We start from the raw sequence: 20,638 nt of genomic DNA on the forward strand, positions 1-20,638 counted from the left end.
GTGACGTCACGGTCACCCGTGCGGCCCGACCGCGTGCGCGACCGGGCCCGGGGGGCGCATTCTGGCTGTGTCGCCCGCGCAGCCCGTGTCGCCCGCGCGGCGGCGGCGCACGGACGAGGTGGGGCCGATGAGCACAGGCGCCGACGACGCCGGGCCGACCGGCCGGGTGCCCGGACGGCTGACCGCGGCGCTGATCGACGCGTCGACCCGGGCGATCGGGGCGGCCGGCGGCCATGTGGGCGGGGTGTACCTGCGCTCCCCCACCCCCGGCGTGCTGCGGCTCGCCGTCCTGGCCGGACTGCCCGGTGCACTGTTCCGCCCCTGGTGGCGCCTGCACGCCGACAGCCCGTTCCCGGTGGCCGACGCCTACCGGCTGGGGGTCCGCGTGGTGCTGCCCAACGCCGCCGAGACCATGCGCCGGTACCCGCAGTTCGCGGCCGGTCTGCCCTTTCCCTTCGGGTCCCTGTACGTGCCCGTCGCCGGTGCGAGCCGGACCTACGGCGTGCTGACCGTCCTGCGTCCCCCCGCACCGCACGCCGCCGACGTGCTGGAGGGCGCGGACCGCGTGGCCGGGCTGGCGCAGGACCTGGGCGCGGCCCTGGACCGGCTGGACGCCGAAGGTGCCGCGCCGCCGGTCGTCTGGGAGGGCGAGCCGCTGTGCGTACGACCGCCTGCCTCGGGCCGGCCCGCGCAACGCGCCGGAAGTTTCGGCTGGGATCCGGACACCGGCGCCGTCACCCTCGACGAGCCGCTGTGCGCCCTGCTCGGCATCGCGGCCGGGGCCGCCGGAGTGCCGGCGTCGCTCGGGACGCTCACCGGGGTGCTGGCCCCCGACGACGGTCACCGGATCGCCGCGGCGCTGCGGGACACCACCGCGGGCCGGCCGCCCCGGCTGCCCCTGTACGTGCGCACCGTGGACGGTTCACTGCGCCTGGTGGAGCTGTGGCGGCCGCGGTGGGCGCCGCCCGGCGGGCCGGTGCGCGGCGCCGTGCGCGACCCCTTCGACGGCACCGTGGCCGACGCCGCGGCCGACCTGCTGCCGGAGGGTGTCCTGTGCGTCGACCGGCTCGGCACCGTCGTGTACGCGAACCCCCGCGCCGCTCGCCTGCTGGGCGCGCCGCGAGCGGGGCTGGTCGGCCGCTTCCTGTGGGGGGCCGTGCCCTGGCTGGACCAGGCCGCCTACGAGGATCATCTGCGCGGCGCCCTGCTCTCCCCGGAGCCGGTCCGCTTCCACGTCCGGCGACCGCCCGACGCCGGCCGGCGGACCGCGCCGCAGCCCTACGAGGGCGACTGGCTCGCCGTCAGCGTGTATCCCGGGCCGGACTTCCTGACCGCCACGCTCCGCCCGGCCAACCGGGTGGCCGACGCGTCGGCCGGCCGCACGCCCGAGCACGGCGTGCCGGAAGGGGGCGCAGCCGAGGCGGCCCCCGAGCCCGACGTGGGCGACCCGGCGCCGCCGGTCGCCGCCACGGCACCGGAGTACCGCCCCATCGTCCTGGCCGTGGCCCTCACCGAGGCGGTCACCGCACGCCAGGTGTCCGCCGTGGTCGTCCGGGAGCTGCTGTCGGCGTTCGGCGGCCGCCGGCTCGCGATCTACCTGCTCCAGGACCGGCACCTGCATCTTGCGTGGGAGACGGGCTTTCCGCCCGGCTTCCTGGCGCCCTTCGAAGGGGTGCCGCTGGACGCCCGGCTGCCCGGGGTGGAGACGCTGACCAGCGGCCGGCCGCTCTTCTTCGACACGATGCAGGACCTGGCCGCCGCGTATCCGGGCATTCCGCTGGACGCCACGGAGGGTGCCCGCGCCTTCCTGCCGCTGATCGCCTCCGGGCGTCCGGTCGGCTCCTGCATCCTGGGCTTCGAACGGTCCCGGGGCTTCGGCGCCGAGGAGCGCACGGTACTCACGGCCCTCGCCGGCCTCATCGCCCACGCCATGGAGAAGGCCCGGCGCTACGAGTCCGAGACCGCACTCGCCCGCGGGCTGCAGGAGGTGCTGCTGCCCCGGCGGCTGCCCGCGCACCCGCTCCTGGAGACCGCGGGCCGCTATCTGCCCGGCACCCAGGGCATGGAGGTGGGCGGGGACTGGTACGACGTGGTGGCCTCGGGGGAGAGCATGGCCCTCGTCATCGGGGACGTACAGGGCCACGGCGTGCAGGCCGCGGCGACCATGGGGCAACTGCGCAGCGCGGTGCGCGCCTTCGCCCTCGGCGACCGTCCGCCCGACGAGGTGATGAGCGGCGTCAACCGCCTGCTGGCCGATCTGGACCCGGGCCTGTTCGCGAGCTGCTGCTACATCCGGCTCGACCCGGCCACCGGACGGGCCTGCGCGGCGCGGGCAGGACACCCGCCGCCGCTGCTGCGCCACCCGGACGGACGCACCGAGACCCTCGACCTGCCCGGCGGGGTGGTGCTCGGGGTGGACCCGCGCGCGTCCTACCCGCTGACCGAGTTCACGGTCGAGCCCGGCGCCGTCCTCGCCCTCTACACGGACGGTCTCGTGGAGCGGCCCGGCGCCGACATCGACGACGGGATCAACGCGCTGCGCCTCGCGCTGGCCCGGGCCGGCGCGCCCGCCGTACGGCCGGGGAACCGTTCGCTGGCCGGTGTCGCGGACCGGATCGTCGTGACCGCCCGCCACACCACGGACCGCCCCGACGACATCGCCCTGCTGCTCGCCACCCGCCGGGTCCGCCCCGGGAGCCCCGGGTGAGGCCCGCCGTGGACGACCCGACGGCGCCCGGCGGAAACGCCCGGGTGCCCCGTTGGGCGGTCCGCCGTGTCCCAGGGGGCGCCCCTCGCCTCCGGGGGCCCGGCAGTGTAGACATGAGCACATGGTCCGACTGATGGGTCGATCGGGAGAACGGTCACCCCGTCGTCCCGGCGGCCCGCACGTCCGACACCGGCAGGACGCGGACCGGTCACGACGGGGAGCGGACGCGGGGCGGCCCGCCTCGGCGCTGCGCTCGGCGCTGTCCGGACGCAGCGTGGCCGGCCAGGTCTTCGTGATGAACGTGGTCATCGTGCTGCTGCTCGTGGTGGCCGCGGCGGTCGCGCTGGTGCTCCAGGTGCGGCACGACAGCCAGGTGGAGGCCCGCAACCGTTCCGTCTCCGTGGCCTCGACGTTCGCCAACTCCCCCGGCATCCTCGAGGCGCTGCGCAGTCCCGATCCCACGGCGGTGCTCCAGCCCCGCGCCGAGGCGGTGCGCAAGGCCACGGGCGTGGACTTCGTGGTCGTCACGAACTCCGAGGGCATCCGCTACACGCATCCCAAGCCGGACCGCATCGGCAAGAAGTTCGTCGGAAACATCGCGCCCGCTCTGGCCGGGAAGACGGTGACCGAGGAGATCGAGGGCACCATCGGACCGCTCGTCCAGGCCGTCGTGCCGGTCAAGGCGGCCGGCGGGAAGGTGGTGGGCCTGGTCTCGGCCGGCATCACCACCGAGAACGTGGGCGGGGTCGCCGACCGCCAGCTGCCCCTCGTACTGAGCGCGGCGGCCGTCGGACTGGCCCTCGCGACCGGGGGCACGGCCCTGGTGAGCCGGCGGCTGCTGCGGCAGACGCACGGCCTGGGGCCGAACGAGATGACCCGGATGTACGAACACCACGACGCCGTCCTGCACAGCGTCCGCGAGGGCGTGCTCATCGTCGGCGGCGAGGGCAGGCTCCTGCTGGCCAACGACGAGGCGCGGCGCCTGCTCACCCTGCCGCCGGACGCCGAGGGCCGGCACGTCGGCGCACTCGGGCTGCCGTCCGACCTGGCGGAGCTGCTGGCCTCCGGCCAGGCCGCCACCGACGAGGTGCACCTGGTCAAGAACCGGCTGCTGGCCATCAACCTGCGGCCCACCGACGTCCGGGGCGGCCCCGCCGGCAGCGTCGCGACGCTGCGCGACTCGACCGAGCTGCGGGCCCTGTCCGGCCGGGCCGAGACCGCCCGGGAACGCCTGGACATCCTGTACGCGGCCGGGGTGGGCATCGGCACCAGCCTCGACGTCACCCGCACCGCCGAGGAGCTGGGCGAGCTGGCCGTGCCGCGGTTCGCGGACTACGTCACCGTGGACCTGTTCGACACCGTGCTGGCCGGCGGTCAGCCGGACTCGCTGACTCCGCTGCGCCGGATCGTGCGCAGCGGAGTCAGCGACGAGGTGCCGCTCTATCCGGTGGGCCGGCAGATCCGCTACGTCGACTCCTCGCCGCAGGGCCGCACGCTGCGGACCGGCCGGGCCGTCCTGGAGCCCCGCCTCGGCGAGGCACCGGGCTGGCAGGCGCAGGACTACGAGCGCTCCGCGCAGGTGGTGGAGTACGGCGTCCACTCGCTGATCACCGTCCCGCTGCGTGCGGGCAGCCTGGTGCTCGGGGTGGTGAGCTTCTGGCGCTCGGTCAAGCCCGAGCCGTTCGACGAGGACGAGCTGGCTCTCGGCGAGGAACTGGTCGCGCGGGCCGCGGTCTCCATCGACAACGCGCGCCGGTACACCCGCGAGCACAGCATGGCGGTGACCCTCCAGCGCAGTCTGCTGCCCCGCAGGCTGCCCGACCAGAACGCCCTGGACGTCGCCTACCGCTACCTGCCCGCGCAGGCCGGGGTCGGCGGGGACTGGTTCGACGTGCTGCCGCTGTCCGGGGCCCGGGTGGCGCTCGTCGTCGGCGACGTCGTCGGGCACGGGCTGCACGCCGCGGCCACCATGGGCCGGCTGCGGACGGCGGTGCACAACTTCACCGCTCTCGATCTGCCGCCCGACGAACTGCTCGGGCTCCTGGACGAGCTGGTCGGCCGCATCGACCAGGACGAGGCGGCCGACGACAGCACCGCCCCGGTGACCGGTGCGACCTGCCTCTACGCGATCTACGACCCGGTCGCCGGCTCCTGTGTGATGGCCCGGGCGGGCCATCCGCCGCCGGCCCTGATCCGGCCCGACGGCACGGTGGAGTTCCCCGAAGTGCCCGCAGGGCCCCCGCTGGGCCTGGGCGGTCTCCCGTTCGAGACGACGGAACTGCGGCTGGCGGAGGGCAGCCGGCTCGTGCTGTACACCGACGGGCTGGTCGAGGACCGCATGCACGACATCGACGTCGGTCTGGAACAGCTGCGCCGGGCGCTGGAGACGGCCGGCGAGACGCCCGAGGAGACCTGCCGTACCGTCCTGGACGCCCGGCTGCCGGACCGGCCGGGCGACGACATCGCGCTGCTGGTCGCCCGCACCCGGACCCTGGGCCCCGACCAGGTCGCGGAGTGGGAGGTCCCGAACGATCCGGCGGCGGTCGGCGAGGTGCGTTCCCAGGTCACCCGGCGGCTGGGCGACTGGGGCCTGGACGAGCTGGTGTTCACCACGGAGCTGATCCTCAGCGAGCTGGTCACCAATGCCATCCGGTACGGCGGCGAGACCGTCCACGTCCGGGTGGTGCGCGACCGCAACCTGATCTGCGAGGTGTTCGACAGCTCCAGCACCTCGCCGCATCTGCGCTACGCGGCCATGACGGACGAGGGCGGGCGCGGCCTGTTCCTGGTCGCCCAGCTCGCGGAGCGCTGGGGCACCCGCTACACGCCGGCGGGCAAGGTCATCTGGGCGGAGCAGCCGGTGCCCTGACGGGCCGCGGAGGCGCTCCCCCCCAACGGACCCGGGAGCCGCGGGCCCCTCGGTCCGTACCGATTTCGTGCGGGACGGGTGTCCGGCGCGCCGGTTGTCTGGTAGGAAACTTTCCTATCAGTGCCCGGCACTCCCGCCCCCCACCACACCTGGAGATTCCGTGAGGCACCCCTTCCCCGACCCGGCGCGCCCCGCAGGCCCCTCGCGCCGTACCGTCATCGCCATGGCATGCGCGTCCCTGGCGACAGTCCCTCTCCTCACCCCCTCGCGAGCCGCGGCGGCGTCCGCGCGCGCGACGGGGCTCGACGACCCGGCGAAGAAGGAGATCGCCATGCGACTGGTGTCGAGCGCGGAGAACTCCTCGCTCGACTGGAAGGCTCAGTACCGCTACATCGAGGACATCGGCGACGGCCGCGGCTACACCGCGGGCATCATCGGCTTCTGCTCCGGCACCGGCGACATGCTCGACCTGGTGGAGCTGTACGCCGGGCGCAGCCCCGGCAACGTCCTCGCGCCCTATCTGCCGGCACTGCGCCGGGTGGACGGCTCCGACTCGCACGAGGGCCTCGACCCCGGCTTCCCGGACGACTGGCGCCGGGCCGCCGACGCGGACCCCGAGTTCCGCCGGGCGCAGGACGACGAGCGCGACCGCGTCTACTTCGACCCCGCCGTACGGCGCGGCAAGGAGGACGGGCTGCGGACGCTGGGGCAGTTCGCGTACTACGACGCGATCGTCATGCACGGCGACGGCGGCGACCCTCTGAGCTTCGGCAGCATCCGCGAGCGCGCCCTGGGCCGGGCCCGGCCGCCGGCCCGGGGCGGGGACGAGGTCGCCTACCTGCACGCCTTCCTCGACGAACGGGTGTGGGCCATGAAGCAGGAGGAGGCGCACAGTGACACCAGCCGGGTCGACACGGCCCAGCGCGTCTTCCTGAACGAGGGCAACCTGGACCTCGAGCCGCCGCTGGACTGGCACGTGTACGGGGACGCCTATCACATCGGCTGACCCCGTGCCCCGGTGAGGCCACCGGTTCCTTTCCGGGGCCGCCGGGCACGACACGGGCCGCGGATCCGGCCGTTGCCGGGTTCCGCGGCCCGTGTCCGTCCGTTCCGTTCTGGTGTCAGTGCCGGAACGCGTCCTTGCCCTTCTCCTTGGCCTGCCGGGCGTCGCCCTTGGACTGCGCGGCGCGGCCCTCGGCCGTCATCCTCTCGTTGCCGACGGCCCGGCCGGCCGCTTCCTTGGCCTTCCCCTTGGCCTGCTCCATCTTGGCCTTGGACTTCTCATTGCCGGCCACAGTGGTTCACCTCTCGGTGTTGGCGTGCGGTGTCCTGCCCGGCGGGTCGCCCCGCGCGGCGGGTCCAAACGTGCGAACGCCCGGCAGGGGTGTCCGGCGGGGCAGCGGGTACGAGCAGCGGCAGGAAAGCACGTCGTCGACTCGGAGGAACGTCATGGCCGGAGTACTGGACCGGATCAAGCAGTTCGCGCGCAGTCCGCAGGGCCGCCGGGCGGCGGAGCAGGTGCGCCGGGCCGCCTCGGACCCCCGTCGCCGCGCGCAGGCCCAGGAGATGCTGCGCAGGTTCGGCAAGCGCCGCTGAGCGCCGACTCGCCGCCTCGCCGCCCGGAGGCGGGCGGTCAGTTCTGGCCGGCGTGGATGTGACTGTGGGACGTCTCCGGCGGGCAGTTCCGGTCGTGACCGGGACGGTTGCGCCGCCAGTCGCGGACCGCGACGGCCAGCGCGCACAGCATGGCGGCGACTCCGGTACCGACCGACAGGGCCACGGCCGCGTGGTAGTCCTCGTGGGTGGCGTTCAGCGTCAGGTAGAAGAGCCCCGGCAGCGCGGCGGTGCCCACGGCGCCGCCCAGCCGCTGGCCGGTCTGCAGGGCACCCCCGGCCGCGCCCGCCATCCGCACCGGCACGTCGCGCAGCGTCATCGTGATGTTGGGGGAGATCACGCAACCGCTGCCCAGCCCACCGAGCAGCAGGGCCGGGGCCGCGAACCAGGCGGCCACCCCGGAGGGCGCGAGCCAGAGCAGCAGCGCGGTCGCGCCCAGCCCCGCCATGACGGCGACCAGTCCGCAGACGGTCAGCAGGCGCCCCAGCCGTTCCACCAGCCGACCCGCCACGGCCGCGGCGACGGCCGAGCCCACCGCGAACGGGGTCACCGCCAGGCCCGACATGAGCGGTGAGTAACCCAGCCCGTTCTGGAAGAAGAGCGCGAAAACGAGCCACACTCCGCTGAATCCGACGAAGTACAGGGCGCCCAGCCCCGCGCCGGTGGCGTAGCCGCGGGTCTCGGTGAGCAGTCCCGGCTCCAGGAGCGGCTGGCCGCCCCGGCGGGCGACGCGTCGCTCCCAGCGGGCGAAGGCGACCAGGACCAGCGCTCCCACCGGGAACAGCCACCACGCCTCGGTCAGGCCGCCGCCCTCGGCGAGGACCAGCGGCAGCATCACCGCCAGGATCCCCGCGCCGAGCAGTGCCACCCCCACCGGATCGAGGCGTCCGGGGCCGCCGGGCGCGACCCGGGGCAGCAGGCGGAAGCCGAGGAGCAGGGCGAGCAGGCCGACCGGCACGTTCACGTAGAAGATCCATCGCCAGCCCTCGGGGCCGGCCAGCGCCAGGATCAGGCCGCCGACGACCGGCCCCACGGCGCTGGACACTCCTACGGTGGCACCGAAGAGGCCGAACGCGCGCCCGCGTTCCGCGCCCCGGAACAGCTGCTGGATGAGGGCCGAGTTCTGCGGTGCCAGGCTGCCGGCGGCGACTCCCTGGGCGAGCCGGGCGGCGACGAGCAGTTCGATGCCGGGCGCGGCCCCGGCCGCGGCGCTGAAGAGGACGAAGGCGGCCAGGGCGACGAGGAAGACGCGGCGCCTGCCGAACGCGTCGCCGATCCGCCCAGCGGTCACCAGGGTCAGGGCGAACGCCAGCGCGTAGCCGGAGACGACCCACTGCACGGACGCCGGCGAGGTGTGCAACCCCGCCTGCATGGAGGGCAGGGCCACGGCGACGATCGTGACGTCCAGCAGGGTCATGAACCCGGCGACCAGGGTGACCCACAGGGCCCGCCACCGGCGGGGATCGGGTTCGTCGTCCGGACGCTGCACACGGGCTCCCCTCGTGAGGCTGCACGGGACGCGCCACTTCGCCCCCCGCCTGCGTCACCCGTGACCGGACCTTCAAACACGGGTCCCGCCCGTGCCCCGTCCGGGCCGCCGAACCCCCTACCAAAACCTGAACCATGAGATCCCATAAGGTGCACTTATGACCTCATAGACCGGACCCGCGTACCGACTTAGGCTTGCCTTAGCTTAGGCTTCCCCGAGAGTCGATCTGTCACCGCTCGAAGGGAACATCAACATGCCCCGCCCACTGCGGGTGGCCATCGTCGGATCCGGCCCGGCCGGGATCTACGCCGCTGACGCCCTGCTCAAGTCCGAAGTGGCCGCCGACCCCGGTGTTTCCATCGACATCTTCGAGCGCATGCCCGCCCCGTTCGGACTCATCCGGTACGGCGTCGCGCCCGACCACCCGCGCATCAAGGGCATCATCACGGCCCTGCACCAGGTGCTCGACAAGCCGCAGATCCGCCTCTTCGGCAATGTGAACTACCCGAGCGACATCAGCCTGGACGATCTGCGCGCCTTCTACGACGGTGTGATCTTCGCCACCGGCGCCACGGCCGACCGGGCGCTGTCCGTCCCCGGCATCGACCTCGACGGCTCCTACGGCGCGGCCGACTTCGTCGCCTGGTACGACGGACACCCCGACTTCCCGCGCACCTGGCCGCTGGAGGCGGAGAAGGTCGCCGTCCTCGGCGTGGGCAACGTCGCCCTGGACATCGCCCGGGTCCTCGCCAAGACGGCGGACGAGCTGCTGCCCACCGAGATCCCGCCGAACGTGTACGAGGGACTGAAGGCGAACAAGGCGCTGGAGGTCCACGTCTTCGGCCGCCGCGGCCCGGCCCAGGCGAAGTTCAGCCCGATGGAGCTGCGGGAGCTGGACCACTCCCCCAACATCGAGGTGATCGTCGACCCCGAGGACATCGACTACGACGAGGGTTCGATCGCGACCCGGCGCGCCAACAAGCAGGCCGACATGGTTGCCAAGACCCTGGAGAACTGGGCCATCCGCGATGTCGGCGACCGGCCGCACAAGCTGTTCCTGCACTTCTTCGAGTCGCCCTCGGAGATCCTCGGCGAGGACGGCAAGGTGGTCGGCCTGCGCACCGAGCGCACCGAGCTGGACGGCACGGGCAACGTCAAGGGCACCGGCGAGTTCAAGGACTGGGACGTCCAGGCGGTCTACCGGGCCGTCGGCTACCTCTCCGACCAGCTTCCCAAGCTGCCCTGGGACATCGACTCGGGCACGGTCCCGGACGCGGGCGGCCGGGTCGTCCAGGAGTCCGGGGAGCACCTGCAGTCGACGTACGTCACCGGCTGGATCCGGCGTGGCCCGGTCGGCCTGATCGGCCACACCAAGGGCGACGCCAACGAGACGGTGTCCAACCTGCTGGACGACTACGCGAACGGCCGTCTCCAGACGCCCGCCTCGCCGGCTCCCGAGGCCGTGGACGCCTTCCTCGCCGAGCGGAACGTCCGTTTCACCACCTGGGACGGCTGGTACAGGCTCGACGCCGCCGAGAAGGCACAGGGCGAGCCGCAGGGGCGTGAGCGCGTGAAGTACGTCGAGCGCGAGGACATGCTCCGGGAGAGCGGCGCCTGAGCCTCGGTGTCCGGCACCGGCCGCCTCCTCGGGGTGGGGGCCGGTGCCGGACCTGTCCGCCGGGGCCGTCCGGGTGCGTCCCGGGCGAACGCGGGGGCGGGTTCAGACCTCCAGGTCGCTCTCGATCCGGCGCAGCTGGTGGCGGGCCATGGCCAGGTTGGCGCGGCTCGCGTCCAGCACCAGGTAGAGGAACAGCCCGTTGCCGCCGCGGCCCTTGAGCAGGCGGATCATGTGGTACTGGGTGTTGAGCGTGATGAGGATGTCCTCGATCTCGTCCTTGAGCCCGAGGTGCTCCATCGTGCGCAGTTTGGACCGCACGACGTCGGTGTTGCCCGCGGCGGCGACCTCCAGGTTGAAGTCCTTGCCGCCGCCCAGGGTGCCGAGCGCCATTCCGCTGGTGTAGTCGACGAGCGCGACGGCGGTCGCTCCGTCGATGGAGCTGAGGCATTCCTTGAGCGAGGTCTCCAGGTTGGCCATGGTGGTTTCCTTTCCGGACGTGATCGGTGTGCGTTCGGTACGCGATCGGTGGGTCAGGTCGGCCGGTGGTGGCCGCCCGCCTGGGGAGCGGGCTGGTGGGCGGGGCGCTGCGGGGTGCGCACCGGCAGGGTGCCGATGGGGCGGGCCGGCCGGTCGGGGAGCGCCGTGACGGGTTCGGCGCCCGGGGCGCGGCCGCGTTCGGGACCGAGGCCGGCGGCGACCAGCTCCCCGATCCGCGCGCCGCTGCGCCGGCCCTCCAGGTGCAGCCGGCCCACGTTGACCCGGCCGTCGGCGAGCAGGGTGAGCACGGCGGCCGGACCGGCGGCGTACGTGGCGACGTAGCCGTCGGCCCCGCGCAGCAGCAGTTCGCGGAAGCCGCCGCGGGCGGTCGCCTCGGCCATGCGGTGCGCGACGCCGAGGGCGGCCGCGGTGAGCGCGGCGAGCCCCTCCGGCTCGGTGCCCGGCGCGTCGTGGGCCAGGACCAGCCCGTCCACGGTGGCCGCGAGCGACCCGGTCAGTTGGGGCACGCGGTTGCGCAGCCGGTGCAGTTCGTCCAGGACGTCGCTCTCGACGGCCATGAGCAGTCTCCTTTCGTCGCGCCTGCGACGCGCGCGGATCACAGGGCCTCCAGGGCGTCTCGGAGCCGTCGCAGCAGGGCCGTGTCGGGGTCGTCCCACACGACCCCCGGCGGTTCGGGTCCGGGCGGCAGGGGCGGGGCCGCGGGCGCCGCCGCGCGGACGAGGCCGTCGGCGGCCAGGCGGCGCAGTTCGACGAGGGTGTGGTAAGTGCGGCAGGCGAGCGCAGAGGCGATCTGCGCGGCGGTGCGGACGCCGTCGACCTGGGTCAGGGTGCGGCCCCGCCGCACGGGCAGGGCGGCGGTCCCGGTGCCCGGCACCCGGGTCAGCGGAAGGGTGTCGATGGCGGGGTCGGGCCATATGCGGTCCAGCAGCGCGCGCCGGCGTCCGGACTCGCGCACGACGACGTCCACCGGCACGGAACGGACCGCGCCGAGCCAGTGCACCGCGCCCGGCCGGAAGCGCTGCGCGCGGGTGTCGTGGGCCAGGACGAAGTAGGCGGCGTCGAACAGCGCGCCCAGGTGACAGACCTCCAGCGCGCCGGCGGCGAGCCTGCCGCTGTCCACGAGCCGGTGGCCGACCCGGTGCTGTGTCCCGCCCCGGTCGACCGCCTCCCACCAGCCGTCCGGCGGGACCGCGCCGCTGCGGGTGAGCAGCGCGCCGAGGTCGGGGGCGAAGGCCGACTCCACGTGCACGACACGGCCCGCCTTGAGGTAGACGATGCCCCGCTCGCCCGACAGGGCGCCGGTCGCCCCTTCGGCCGCCAGGGCGCCGAGGGCGTCCGCGGTCGTCTCGTACGCGGTCCAGGTGGTGGTCACCCGGGTCATCCGAGCACCAGCCGGTCGGCCATCTCGGCCAGCCGGATGCGGGCCAGGGCGAGGTTGCCGTCGTTGCGGTCGAGCCACAGGTGCAGGAAGACGGTGCTGTCGAACGGGGTGCTGACGAACCTGAGCAGGTGATAGGCGTCGCCGGTGGTGGCGATCAGGTCCTCCACCGGGGGTTCCTGCCCGGGCTCGGCGCCGCCGGCCTCGGCGCCGTCCGCCGCCAGGGAGCCGCTCTCCGCGACGTGCCGGCCCAGCTCCGCCGTCTCCGCGGCGGTAGCCTCCCAGTCGCCGCCCGGCGCCTCGCCGACGGCGCCGAGAGCGAGCCCGCTGATCCAGTCGACCAGCGACGCGCCGCGCGCGCCGGGCAGCCTCATGGCTTCCAGCAGACTCTCGTCGATTCCGGGCACGCCGGATCCCCTCCCCTGCACGGCAGTACCGCGAACGTGACGACGACACTACGGAAAGTGCACGCATCAGGTGAGTGCTTTGGCATTTTCCAGAGGAACATGCCCGCGCCGAGGGATACTGCGAGGTTCGGCCCGGTGCACGAGCGGATGGACGCGCGTGGCCACACCGAGACGGGCAACCCGGCGGGCATGGCCCTACTGCATCTCTCCCGTCGCGGGAAGCACACGAAGGACACATCGGCGAACGCACCGGCTTGCGAGGGGCCGGACGACGACTACGGTCCGGACGCCGCCACCGAGGAAGCCGCGCCGGACTCCCCCACCGAACTGCCGAAACGTTCGTGGATCGCGCTGCTGCGGCGTGTGGTCGCCGAGTTCAAGGACGACGAGCTGACCGACCGCGCCGCCGCCCTGACCTACTACGGGATCCTGGCGCTTTTCCCGGCCCTGCTGGTGCTCGTGTCGCTGCTCGGCATCGCCGGGGACTCGGCCACCCAGGAGGTCCTGGACAACGTGAAGAAGCTGGCGCCCGGCTCCGCGCGGGACGTCCTCACGAACGCGGTGCAACAGCTGCAGGCCAGGGCGGGCCTGGGCTCCGCGCTCGCAGTGGTCGGTCTGGTGGGTGCGGTCTGGTCGGCGTCCGGCTATGTCGCCGCCTTCATCCGGGCGGCCAACGCGGTCTACGACATGCCCGAAGGGCGCCCGGTGTGGAAGGTGCTGCCGCTGCGGGTGGGGCTGACCGTGGTGCTGCTCGTGCTCGCGGTGGTCAGCGCGCTGATCGTGGTCTTCACCGGGAGCCTCGCCCGGCAGGCGGGCACCGCCCTGAGTATCGGGGACACCGCCCTGACCGTGTGGTCGATCGCCAAGTGGCCGGTGTTGGTCCTGCTGGTCACCTTCATGATCGCGATCCTGTACTGGGCCGCGCCGAACGCCCGGGTCAAGGGCTACAAGTGGATCTCCCCGGGCAGTCTGCTCGCGCTGCTGATCTGGCTGCTCGCCTCCGCCGGGTTCGCCTTCTACGTGGCCAACTTCGGCTCGTACAACAAGACGTACGGCACCCTGGCCGGCGTGATCATCTTCCTGGTCTGGCTGTGGGTCACCAACCTGGCCGTCCTGCTCGGCCTGGAGTTCGACGCGGAGCTGGCCCGGCAGCGGGTCATCGACGTCGGACACCCGCCCGAGGAGGAACCGTACGTGGAGCCGCGCGACACACGGGCCTGGGACGAGGCGGACCGGCGACGCGCCGCCGGGGACGAGTGCGAGGGACCGGCATGAGAAGGGGCGCCTACGGGAGGATCGAGTCGACGTAGCCGCCGTCCACCCGGACGGCGGCCCCGGTGGTGGCGGACGCGAGGGGGGAGCTGAGGTACACCACCAGGTTGGCGATCTCCTCGGGTTCGATCAGCCGCTGGAGCAGCGACTGCGGCCGGTGTTCGCGCATGAAGACGCGCTGTGCCTCGTCCCAGGGCAGGTCGCGGTCGACCAGCTGGTACACGAAGTCCTCGACACCCTCGGTGTGGGTGGGGCCCGCGATGACGCAGTTCACCGTGACGCCGCTGCCCGCCGCCTCCTTGGCGAAGCCGCGGCCGACTCCCAGCAGGGCCGTCTTGGAGACTCCGTAGTGGATCATCTCGGCCGGGATCACGACGGCCGAGTCACTCGCGATGTACAGCACCCGGCCCCAGCCGCGGTCCCTCATCCGGGGGAGATGGGCGCGCGTCAGCCTGACCCCCGCGAGGACGTTGATCTCGAAGTAGCGGCGCCACTCGTCATCGCCGATCTCCAGCGCGGGCGCGGCGCCGAAGACACCGAGGTTGTTGACGAGGACGTCCACGTCGGGCAGGGCGTCCAGGGCCCGCTCGGCGCCCTCCGCGGTCCCGAGGTCGGCGGCGACCGGCACGAACACGCCGTCCGGCACCTCGGCCCGCAGCCTCTCGACGCTCTCCGCCAGGCGCCCGGCGTCGCGTCCGTTGACGCCCACGGTGGCACCGGCCCGGGCCAGCCCGGCGGCGATCGCCGCCCCGATGCCCTGCGAGGAGCCCGTCACCAGTGCGGTGCGTCCGGCGAGGTCGAGGTTCATCAGGTCGCTCCTGTCGTGCCGTACGGTCGGTCGGGTTGCTCCTGCCCACCTTCGCCCACGCACGTCGCGGCCCGGTCGGCCGCACCGTGCGCCGCGCCGCGGCACGCCCGGTCGGCGGACCCCCGGTGCTCTCGGCTGACCTGCGGCGACAATACTTGCCTACGTCCGTGCCCCTGCTGCCCGATGGACCCATGCCGACCTCTCCCACCGCCCGCCCCACGTATCCGCCCACGCTGTGGGCCGCTCGCGGCCGCCATGTCGGCTCCGCGGCCGAGGACACCGTCCGGCACACGCTGCAGCGACTCAAGGACGACCACGTCGTCGACGACTTCCTCGAACCGCCCGACGAGCCGACGCAGGAGTCCGGACCGGCGGGGACGCCGGGGCCGCGGATCTTCGAGGCGCGCTGGAGGGTTCCCGGGGACGTGACCGTGCGGGCCCGGCTGATCCTGGAGCCGGCCTCGGCGGGCGGGCAGGAGTGGACCCTGCTCGCGGAGGCCGAGGAGGCCTGGGACCTGGCCTGGCCCTCCCCCGCGACCGTGTTCTGGCCGGACGACCCGGACGTCACCTGGGACCGGGACACCGCCACGGGGCTGCGGCTGCGGGGCATCAACACCCTGCCGGACGACGACAGGGCCGTACGCAGGCTGATGAAGGAAGCGGGGCGCAGCCCCTGGAACGTCCACGTCGTGGTGCACGAGGCGATGACGCCGGACCACCGCGGCCGGGTTCCGCTCGCGCAGTGGCTGCCGCCCGGTCTGCGCCACCGGGTGGTCGAGCACCGCGCCGCGCCGCAGCAGTTGCGGGTGGTGAACTGGGCCCTGGACGACTTCGGCGTCCAGGTCCCGCGCGGCGGCGCCGTGGTGCTGCCCGGCACGCCTGCCCCGGACGACTACGCGGCCGGTGACTTCTCCGTCCGCACCGTCTTCCTGGACGGCTCCGAGCCCACCGCGCTGATCGCGGCGGTGACCTCCTTCGCCGCGCTGGCCAGGCCGCTGCCGGACGACGCGGTGGCGGCGCTCGGCTCGCTGCGGGAGGACTGGCGGCTGCTGACGCTGGAGGAGGAACTGGCGCGGGAGCGCAAGCTGGTGGCGATGTACGCCGAGGCGCTCGAGGCGATGACCCAGTCCCGTGACCTGTATCGGGAGGCGGCGGAACGGGCGGCCGAGGCCCTTGCCGTGTACCGCGAGTCCGCCGGCGCCGCCCCGGCCGGGCCGCCCCCGGCCGATCCACCGGCGTCCCCGCTGCGCGGGCTGACCCGCACACTGGACCGGTTCCGGGCCGCCAGCCGAACACCGCGCCCCCGGTCCGACGACGGGGCCGCCGGCGAACCGCCCCGGTCCGGCGGGTGATCCCGCCGCCCGGCCGACGGGCGTGACGCTCCCCCGGCCTCAGCCGACCGTGGTGGTCATCCGGCCCCAGCTGAACAGGGGGAAGCGGTCCGTGTCCGCTCCCAGGGCATGCTGTTCGGTGGGGGTCAGGGGCGTGCGTCCGGTGGCCGCGCGAGCGTAGTGCTCGTCGCCCCAGTCGATCGGCACCGGGCGGCCCAGCAGGCCGTCCAGGGGGCGCGGACCGCGGCGAGCCCGGCCGGTGCCGGCCCGGGCGCGGCGGGCAGGGCGACGGTCAGGTCGAGATGGTGGACGGTGGCGTCCACGGCCAGGGTGAGCATGAGGTCCCCGGCGGTCAGGACGTGCCCCTGGGTGAGGACCGGCCGGTCCGGCGCGGCGGCGCCCGCGGCCCGCGCGGCGGCGGCGAGGGTCTCCAGGCAGACCTCCTTGAGCTGCCCGAAGTCGAGGAACATGCTCACGGCGACCCGGTTGTGGCGTCGGCCGTGGGCGGCGCCGACCGGGTTCGGTGCCCAGTGCGTCCAGTAGGTGACGGCGTCCCGGTCGGGCGGGGCGGCGGCCGGGGTGTGCAGCGCCACCAGGGCCCGCCGGGCGTCGGCGAGGAGGTGGAACATGAGGTCGCGCACCGCCCACCCGGTACAGCCGGTCGGCAGCCACGACTCCGCGTCCCCGAGCGGGCGGACGACGCCCGCCAGCGCCTCGTAGGAGTCGCGCACGACGTGCGCCGGTTCCGTGAGGTCTCCGCATCGCGTGGTCGTGGCATCACCCTGGGGACGCCGTCTTGATCGGCCCGCGCCGGTCGAGGACCGCGGCTGCCGGGGCCCGGCTGAGGGCACCCTCACGTGTCATCCGGCGCGAGGGGGATACGCGGACGGCACAGGAGCCCGGCCCGTCCCGGAAGGTCAGTGACGCCATGGACAGCCAGCACGAGAGCCCCGCTTCCCGCCCACCGGAGTCCTCCCGTTCTCAGACCACGCTCCGCGTCAACGGCAAACCGCACACGCTCACCGTCGACCACCGCCGGGTCCTGCTGGACCTCCTGCGCGAGGATCTCGGCCTGGCGGGCGCCAAGAAGGGCTGCGACCACGGGCAGTGCGGCGCCTGCACGGTTCTGGTCGACGGGCGGCGGGTCAACAGCTGCCTGCTGTTCGCCGTCGCCCTGGACGGCTGTGAGATCACCACGGTCGAGGGCCTCGCCGGGGACGGCGAGAAACCGCACCCGCTGCAGCGCGCCTTCCTCGATCGTGACGCCTTCCAGTGCGGCTACTGCACACCGGGCCAGATCTGCTCCGCGGTCGGCGCGCTCGCCGAGGCCGCGGCCGGACACCCCTCCCACGTCACCGACCCGGCGACGCCCTCCGGGGCGCCGGTCGAGCTGGACCGGGAGGAGATCCGGGAGCGGCTGAGCGGCAACCTGTGCCGGTGCGGTGCGTATCCGCGCATCGCCGACGCGGTCGAGGACGTGATCCCGTGAAGCCCTTCGCCTACGTACGCGCGGGCAGCGTCGAGGAGGCCACCGACGCGTTCGCCGCCCACCCCGGCGCCCGTTACCTCGGCGGCGGCACCAACCTCGTCGACCTGATGAAACTGGGCGTGGAGACGCCGGCCGCCCTCGTCGACGTCACCCGGCTGCCGCTGGACACGGTGGAGGAGCTGCCCGACGGCTCGCTGCGGGCCGGGGCGATGGTCCGCAACAGCGACCTCGCCGCCCACCCCGCCGTGCGCGACCGCTACCCCGCCCTGTCCCAGGCGCTGCTGGCCGGCGCCTCCGGGCAGTTGCGCAACGCCGCCACGACCGGCGGCAACCTGTTGCAGCGCACCCGCTGTCCCTACTTCCAGGACGTGTCCAAACCCTGCAACAAGCGCGAGCCCGGCACCGGCTGCGGCGCGCTGCAGGGCGTGCACCGCGACCATGCCGTACTGGGCCATTCCGACCAGTGCGTCGCCACCCACCCCTCGGACATGGCGGTGGCACTGGCCGCCCTCGACGCGCGCGTGGAGCTGCGCGGCCCCGAGGGCGGCCGCAGCGTGCCCGCGGCCGACTTCCACCGGCTGCCCGGCATGCACCCGGAGCGGGACACGGAGATCCACCCCGGTGAGCTGATCACGGGCGTGGTGCTGCCCGCGGCCACCGCCGGACTGCCCTCGGCCTACCGCAAGGCCCGCGACCGGGCGTCGTACGCCTTCGCGCTGGCCTCCGTCGCCGTCGTGCTGCACCTGGCGGACGGGGTGGTGGAGCGGGCCGGGATCGCCTTCGGGGCGCTGGCGCACCGGCCCTGGCGGGCCCGGCGGGCGGAGGACGCGCTGGTGGGCGCGGCGCCCACCACGGCGGCGTTCGAGCACGCCGTCGACCTGGAACTGGCCGCGGCCGAACCGCTGCGGGACAACGCCTACAAGGTGCCGCTGGCCCGTCGGCTGGCCCTTGACGTACTGGGCCGGCTCGCTCCGCCGGCCACCACCTGACGGACCCCGGCGTCCACGAGGAGGACTCCATGACCGCCACCGATGCCGTCCTGGGCGCTCCCGTCGAGCGCCGGGAGGGGCGGGAGAAGGTCACCGGCACCGCCCGCTACGCCGCCGAGTTCGACGCGCCCGGCCGGGCCCAGGCCTGGCCCGTGCCGGCGACCGTCGCGCGCGGCCGGGTGACCGGCGTCGACACCGCGCCGGCGCTCGCGCTGCCCGGCGTGCTCGCGGTGCTCACGCACGAGAACGCGCCCCGCCTCGGCGATCCCGACGACCCGACCCTGTCGGTGCTGCAGGGCCCGCACGTCCCGCACCGGGGCTGGTTCGTGGGCGTGGTGGTGGGCGAGACGCTGGAGGCGGCCCGCGCCGGTGCCGCCGCCGTGCGCATCACCTACGAGGAAGAACCCCACGACGTGGCGCTCACCGCCTCGCATCCCGAGGCGTACGTCCCCGAGTCGGCCAACGGGGGATTCCCGGCCGTCACCGAGCACGGCGACCCGGACGCCGCCTTCGCCTCCTCGGCGACCCGGGTGGACGTCGAGTACTCGGTGCCGCCGCTGCACAACCACCCCATGGAGCCGCACACCAGTACGGCGCGCTGGGACGGCGACCGGCTGACCGTGCACTGCTCCAGCCAGGGCACCACGGCGGTGCAGAAGGAACTGGCGCGCCTGTTCGGGCTGCCCGAGGATCGGATCACGGTGCGCGCCGAGCACGTGGGCGGCGGGTTCGGCTCGAAGGGCACCCCGCGTCCCGAGGTGGTGCTGGCCGTGATGGCGGCGCGCGAGACGGGGCGGCGGGTGACCGTCGCGCTGCCGCGCCGCTACCTGCCGGCCGTCGTCGGGCACCGCGCCCCGACGCTGCACCGCCTGCGCCTGGGTGCGGACGCCGGCGGCCGGCTCACCGCCCTGGTGCACGAGGTGACGACGCACACCTCGCGGGTGAAGGAGTTCGTGGAGCAGGCCGCGGTCCCCGCCCGCGTCATGTACGGCACCCCCGCGCTGCGCACACTGCACCGCGTGGCGGCGCTGGACGTGCCCACACCGTCGTGGATGCGCGCGCCGGGCGAGTGTCCCGGCATGTACGCCCTCGAGTCCGCCATGGACGAACTGGCCGCGGAAGTCGGCGTCGACCCGCTGGAGCTGCGGATCCGCAACGAACCGGAGACCGAGCCGGACAGCGGAAAGCCCTTCAGCAGCAGGCACCTGGTGGAGTGTCTGCGCGAGGGCGCCCGGCGCTTCGGCTGGGAGGACCGCGACCCCCGTCCCCGCTCCCGCTCCGCCGGGTCCCTGCTCGTGGGCAGCGGGGTGGCCTCGGCCACCTACCCGGTACTGGTCTCCCCGTGCGTCGCCTCGGCGCGGGCGCTGCCGGACGGCGGTTTCCTGGTACGGGTCAACGCCACCGACATCGGCACGGGCGCCCGTACGGTGCTCGCGCAGGTCGCCGCCGACGCCCTCGGCGCCCCGCTGGAGCGGGTGCGGATCGAAGTGGCCGACAGCGGCATCGGATTCGCCCCGGTGGCCGGCGGTTCCTCGGGCACCGCGTCCTGGGGGTCGGCCGTGCACGGGGCGTGCGCCCGGCTGGCCGCCCGGCTGGCGGAGCACTCGGGGCCGCTGCCCGACGAGGGGGTCACCGCCGAGGCCGACACCTCCGGCGAGGCGGACGCCGAGAGCCCCTACGCCCGGCACGCGTTCGGCGCCCATTTCGCCGAGGTGACCGTGGACACCGTCTCCGGCGAGGTACGGGTGACCCGGCTGCTCGGCGTCTTCGCCGCCGGGCGCATCCTCAACGCCCGTACCGCCCGCTCCCAGTTCATCGGGGGCATGACGATGGGCCTGGGGATGGCGTTGACCGAGGACAGCACGGTGGACCCGGTCTTCGGCGACTTCGTCGAGCGAGATCTGGCCTCGTACCACGTGCCCGCGCACGCGGACGTCGCGGACCTGGAGGCGCACTGGGTCGACGAGGAGGACGACCACCTCAACCCCATGGGCAGCAAGGGGATCGGGGAGATCGGGATCGTCGGCTCGGCGGCGGCCGTCGGCAACGCCGTCCACCACGCCACCGGCATCCGCTTCCGCGAACTGCCGCTCACTCCGGACCGGGTGCTCACCGCCCTGCTCGCACACGAGCATCCCCCGGGCATGCTCGGGGTCTGAACACCAGCGT

18 protein-coding genes are annotated in these 20,638 nt (G+C 74.2%); 10 read left to right on the forward strand and 8 right to left on the reverse strand.

The genetic code is table 11. The annotated features are described in order from the left end of the window. The first annotated feature begins 127 nt into the window (after window positions 1-127). The 3 genes from AB0P07_RS25605 (at window position 128) to csnA (ending at window position 6,582) form a co-directional block, all read left to right on the forward strand. Window positions 128-2,707, forward strand: coding sequence for a SpoIIE family protein phosphatase (locus tag AB0P07_RS25605; protein WP_365554488.1), 2,580 nt, complete (start codon window positions 128-130; stop codon window positions 2,705-2,707). A gap of 133 nt (window positions 2,708-2,840) precedes the next feature. Continuing rightward, complete coding sequence (locus AB0P07_RS25610; protein WP_365554491.1) at window positions 2,841-5,576, forward strand: SpoIIE family protein phosphatase; 2,736 nt, start codon at window positions 2,841-2,843, stop codon at window positions 5,574-5,576. 160 nt (window positions 5,577-5,736) lie between these two features. Next, on the forward strand, window positions 5,737-6,582 hold the full coding sequence (gene csnA, locus AB0P07_RS25615; RefSeq protein ID WP_365554494.1) for a chitosanase CsnA: 846 nt from the start codon (window positions 5,737-5,739) through the stop codon (window positions 6,580-6,582). Window positions 6,583-6,697: 115 nt separating this feature from the next. Here csnA and AB0P07_RS25620 read toward each other — a convergent pair whose 3' ends face one another. Continuing rightward, window positions 6,698-6,871 carry a CsbD family protein gene (locus AB0P07_RS25620; protein ID WP_365554497.1) on the reverse strand — a complete coding sequence of 58 codons (174 nt, stop codon included), beginning with the start codon at window positions 6,869-6,871 and terminating at the stop codon, window positions 6,698-6,700. Between the two features lie 154 nt (window positions 6,872-7,025). Between AB0P07_RS25620 and AB0P07_RS25625 the strand changes: the two genes are divergently transcribed. Continuing rightward, on the forward strand, window positions 7,026-7,172 hold the full coding sequence (locus tag AB0P07_RS25625) for a hypothetical protein (protein ID WP_016325212.1): 147 nt from the start codon (window positions 7,026-7,028) through the stop codon (window positions 7,170-7,172). A 37-nt stretch (window positions 7,173-7,209) separates the two neighbouring features. Here the strand turns inward: AB0P07_RS25625 and AB0P07_RS25630 are convergent, their stop codons facing one another. Beyond that, window positions 7,210-8,679 carry an MFS transporter gene (locus tag AB0P07_RS25630; RefSeq protein ID WP_365554500.1) on the reverse strand — a complete coding sequence of 490 codons (1,470 nt, stop codon included), beginning with the start codon at window positions 8,677-8,679 and terminating at the stop codon, window positions 7,210-7,212. Between the two features lie 253 nt (window positions 8,680-8,932). Between AB0P07_RS25630 and AB0P07_RS25635 the strand changes: the two genes are divergently transcribed. Further along, complete coding sequence (locus tag AB0P07_RS25635; protein ID WP_365554503.1) at window positions 8,933-10,297, forward strand: FAD-dependent oxidoreductase; 1,365 nt, start codon at window positions 8,933-8,935, stop codon at window positions 10,295-10,297. 102 nt (window positions 10,298-10,399) lie between these two features. On the opposite strand, the gene AB0P07_RS25640 is transcribed toward AB0P07_RS25635, so the two are convergent. Genes AB0P07_RS25640 through AB0P07_RS25655 form a run of 4 tightly spaced genes read right to left on the reverse strand, consistent with a single transcriptional unit; the run spans window position 10,400 to window position 12,580 of the window. Then, window positions 10,400-10,774 (reverse strand): hypothetical protein, encoded by a 375-nt coding sequence (locus tag AB0P07_RS25640; RefSeq protein ID WP_365554506.1) that lies wholly within the window; start codon window positions 10,772-10,774, stop codon window positions 10,400-10,402. A gap of 53 nt (window positions 10,775-10,827) precedes the next feature. After that, window positions 10,828-11,352 (reverse strand): roadblock/LC7 domain-containing protein, encoded by a 525-nt coding sequence (locus AB0P07_RS25645; protein ID WP_365554509.1) that lies wholly within the window; start codon window positions 11,350-11,352, stop codon window positions 10,828-10,830. Between the two features lie 38 nt (window positions 11,353-11,390). Next, window positions 11,391-12,176: a hypothetical protein gene (locus tag AB0P07_RS25650; RefSeq protein ID WP_365554511.1), complete on the reverse strand. Its 786-nt coding sequence runs from the start codon at window positions 12,174-12,176 to the stop codon at window positions 11,391-11,393. Beyond that, the gene (locus AB0P07_RS25655; RefSeq protein ID WP_365554514.1) at window positions 12,173-12,580 is read right to left on the reverse strand and encodes a hypothetical protein; all 408 of its coding nucleotides are present in this window, start codon (window positions 12,578-12,580) and stop codon (window positions 12,173-12,175) included. Before AB0P07_RS25655 ends, AB0P07_RS25650 begins: the two co-directional genes overlap by 4 nt. A 189-nt stretch (window positions 12,581-12,769) precedes the next feature. On the opposite strand from AB0P07_RS25655, the gene AB0P07_RS25660 reads away from it, so the two are divergent. After that, on the forward strand, window positions 12,770-13,855 hold the full coding sequence (locus tag AB0P07_RS25660) for a YihY/virulence factor BrkB family protein (RefSeq protein ID WP_365554593.1): 1,086 nt from the start codon (window positions 12,770-12,772) through the stop codon (window positions 13,853-13,855). 10 nt (window positions 13,856-13,865) lie between these two features. Here the strand turns inward: AB0P07_RS25660 and AB0P07_RS25665 are convergent, their stop codons facing one another. Continuing rightward, window positions 13,866-14,660, reverse strand: a complete 795-nt coding sequence (locus tag AB0P07_RS25665) for an SDR family oxidoreductase (protein WP_365554517.1) — start codon at window positions 14,658-14,660, stop codon at window positions 13,866-13,868. A 191-nt stretch (window positions 14,661-14,851) separates the two neighbouring features. Between AB0P07_RS25665 and AB0P07_RS25670 the strand changes: the two genes are divergently transcribed. Then, complete coding sequence (locus AB0P07_RS25670) at window positions 14,852-16,012, forward strand: hypothetical protein (protein WP_365554520.1); 1,161 nt, start codon at window positions 14,852-14,854, stop codon at window positions 16,010-16,012. A 125-nt stretch (window positions 16,013-16,137) separates the two neighbouring features. Here the strand turns inward: AB0P07_RS25670 and AB0P07_RS25675 are convergent, their stop codons facing one another. Beyond that, a complete protein-coding gene (locus AB0P07_RS25675) occupies window positions 16,138-16,722 on the reverse strand; it encodes a maleylpyruvate isomerase N-terminal domain-containing protein (RefSeq protein WP_365554522.1) in 585 nt (194 codons plus the stop codon). 197 nt (window positions 16,723-16,919) lie between these two features. Between AB0P07_RS25675 and AB0P07_RS25680 the strand changes: the two genes are divergently transcribed. The 3 genes from AB0P07_RS25680 to AB0P07_RS25690 are packed head-to-tail and all read left to right on the forward strand — an operon-like array spanning window position 16,920 to window position 20,628. Further along, complete coding sequence (locus tag AB0P07_RS25680; RefSeq protein WP_365554524.1) at window positions 16,920-17,480, forward strand: 2Fe-2S iron-sulfur cluster-binding protein; 561 nt, start codon at window positions 16,920-16,922, stop codon at window positions 17,478-17,480. Continuing rightward, window positions 17,477-18,469, forward strand: a complete 993-nt coding sequence (locus AB0P07_RS25685) for a xanthine dehydrogenase family protein subunit M (protein ID WP_365554526.1) — start codon at window positions 17,477-17,479, stop codon at window positions 18,467-18,469. Before AB0P07_RS25680 ends, AB0P07_RS25685 begins: the two co-directional genes overlap by 4 nt. Window positions 18,470-18,498: 29 nt before the next feature. Further along, entirely contained in the window at window positions 18,499-20,628 is a 2,130-nt protein-coding gene (locus tag AB0P07_RS25690; protein WP_365554529.1) for a xanthine dehydrogenase family protein molybdopterin-binding subunit, read from the forward strand. The last annotated feature ends 10 nt before the right edge of the window (window positions 20,629-20,638 follow it).

Origin of the sequence: Streptomyces sp. NPDC085944, assembly GCF_040686295.1 — a bacterium.
GTDB lineage: Bacteria > Actinomycetota > Actinomycetes > Streptomycetales > Streptomycetaceae > Streptomyces > Streptomyces salinarius.

Excerpts from the sequence above, each read along its gene's own strand:
- AB0P07_RS25605 (WP_365554488.1), top strand. The coding sequence starts at position 128 with ATGAGCACAGGCGCCGACGACGCCGGGCCGACCGGCCGGGTGCCCGGA.
- AB0P07_RS25610 (WP_365554491.1), top strand. The coding sequence starts at position 2,841 with ATGGGTCGATCGGGAGAACGGTCACCCCGTCGTCCCGGCGGCCCGCAC.
- AB0P07_RS25625 (WP_016325212.1), top strand. The coding sequence starts at position 7,026 with ATGGCCGGAGTACTGGACCGGATCAAGCAGTTCGCGCGCAGTCCGCAG.
- AB0P07_RS25635 (WP_365554503.1), top strand. The coding sequence starts at position 8,933 with ATGCCCCGCCCACTGCGGGTGGCCATCGTCGGATCCGGCCCGGCCGGG.
- AB0P07_RS25640 (WP_365554506.1), bottom strand. The coding sequence starts at position 10,774 with ATGGCCAACCTGGAGACCTCGCTCAAGGAATGCCTCAGCTCCATCGAC.
- AB0P07_RS25645 (WP_365554509.1), bottom strand. The coding sequence starts at position 11,352 with ATGGCCGTCGAGAGCGACGTCCTGGACGAACTGCACCGGCTGCGCAAC.
- AB0P07_RS25650 (WP_365554511.1), bottom strand. The coding sequence starts at position 12,176 with ATGACCCGGGTGACCACCACCTGGACCGCGTACGAGACGACCGCGGAC.
- AB0P07_RS25660 (WP_365554593.1), top strand. The coding sequence starts at position 12,770 with ATGGCCCTACTGCATCTCTCCCGTCGCGGGAAGCACACGAAGGACACA.
- AB0P07_RS25665 (WP_365554517.1), bottom strand. The coding sequence starts at position 14,660 with ATGAACCTCGACCTCGCCGGACGCACCGCACTGGTGACGGGCTCCTCG.
- AB0P07_RS25670 (WP_365554520.1), top strand. The coding sequence starts at position 14,852 with ATGCCGACCTCTCCCACCGCCCGCCCCACGTATCCGCCCACGCTGTGG.
- AB0P07_RS25680 (WP_365554524.1), top strand. The coding sequence starts at position 16,920 with ATGGACAGCCAGCACGAGAGCCCCGCTTCCCGCCCACCGGAGTCCTCC.
- AB0P07_RS25690 (WP_365554529.1), top strand. The coding sequence starts at position 18,499 with ATGACCGCCACCGATGCCGTCCTGGGCGCTCCCGTCGAGCGCCGGGAG.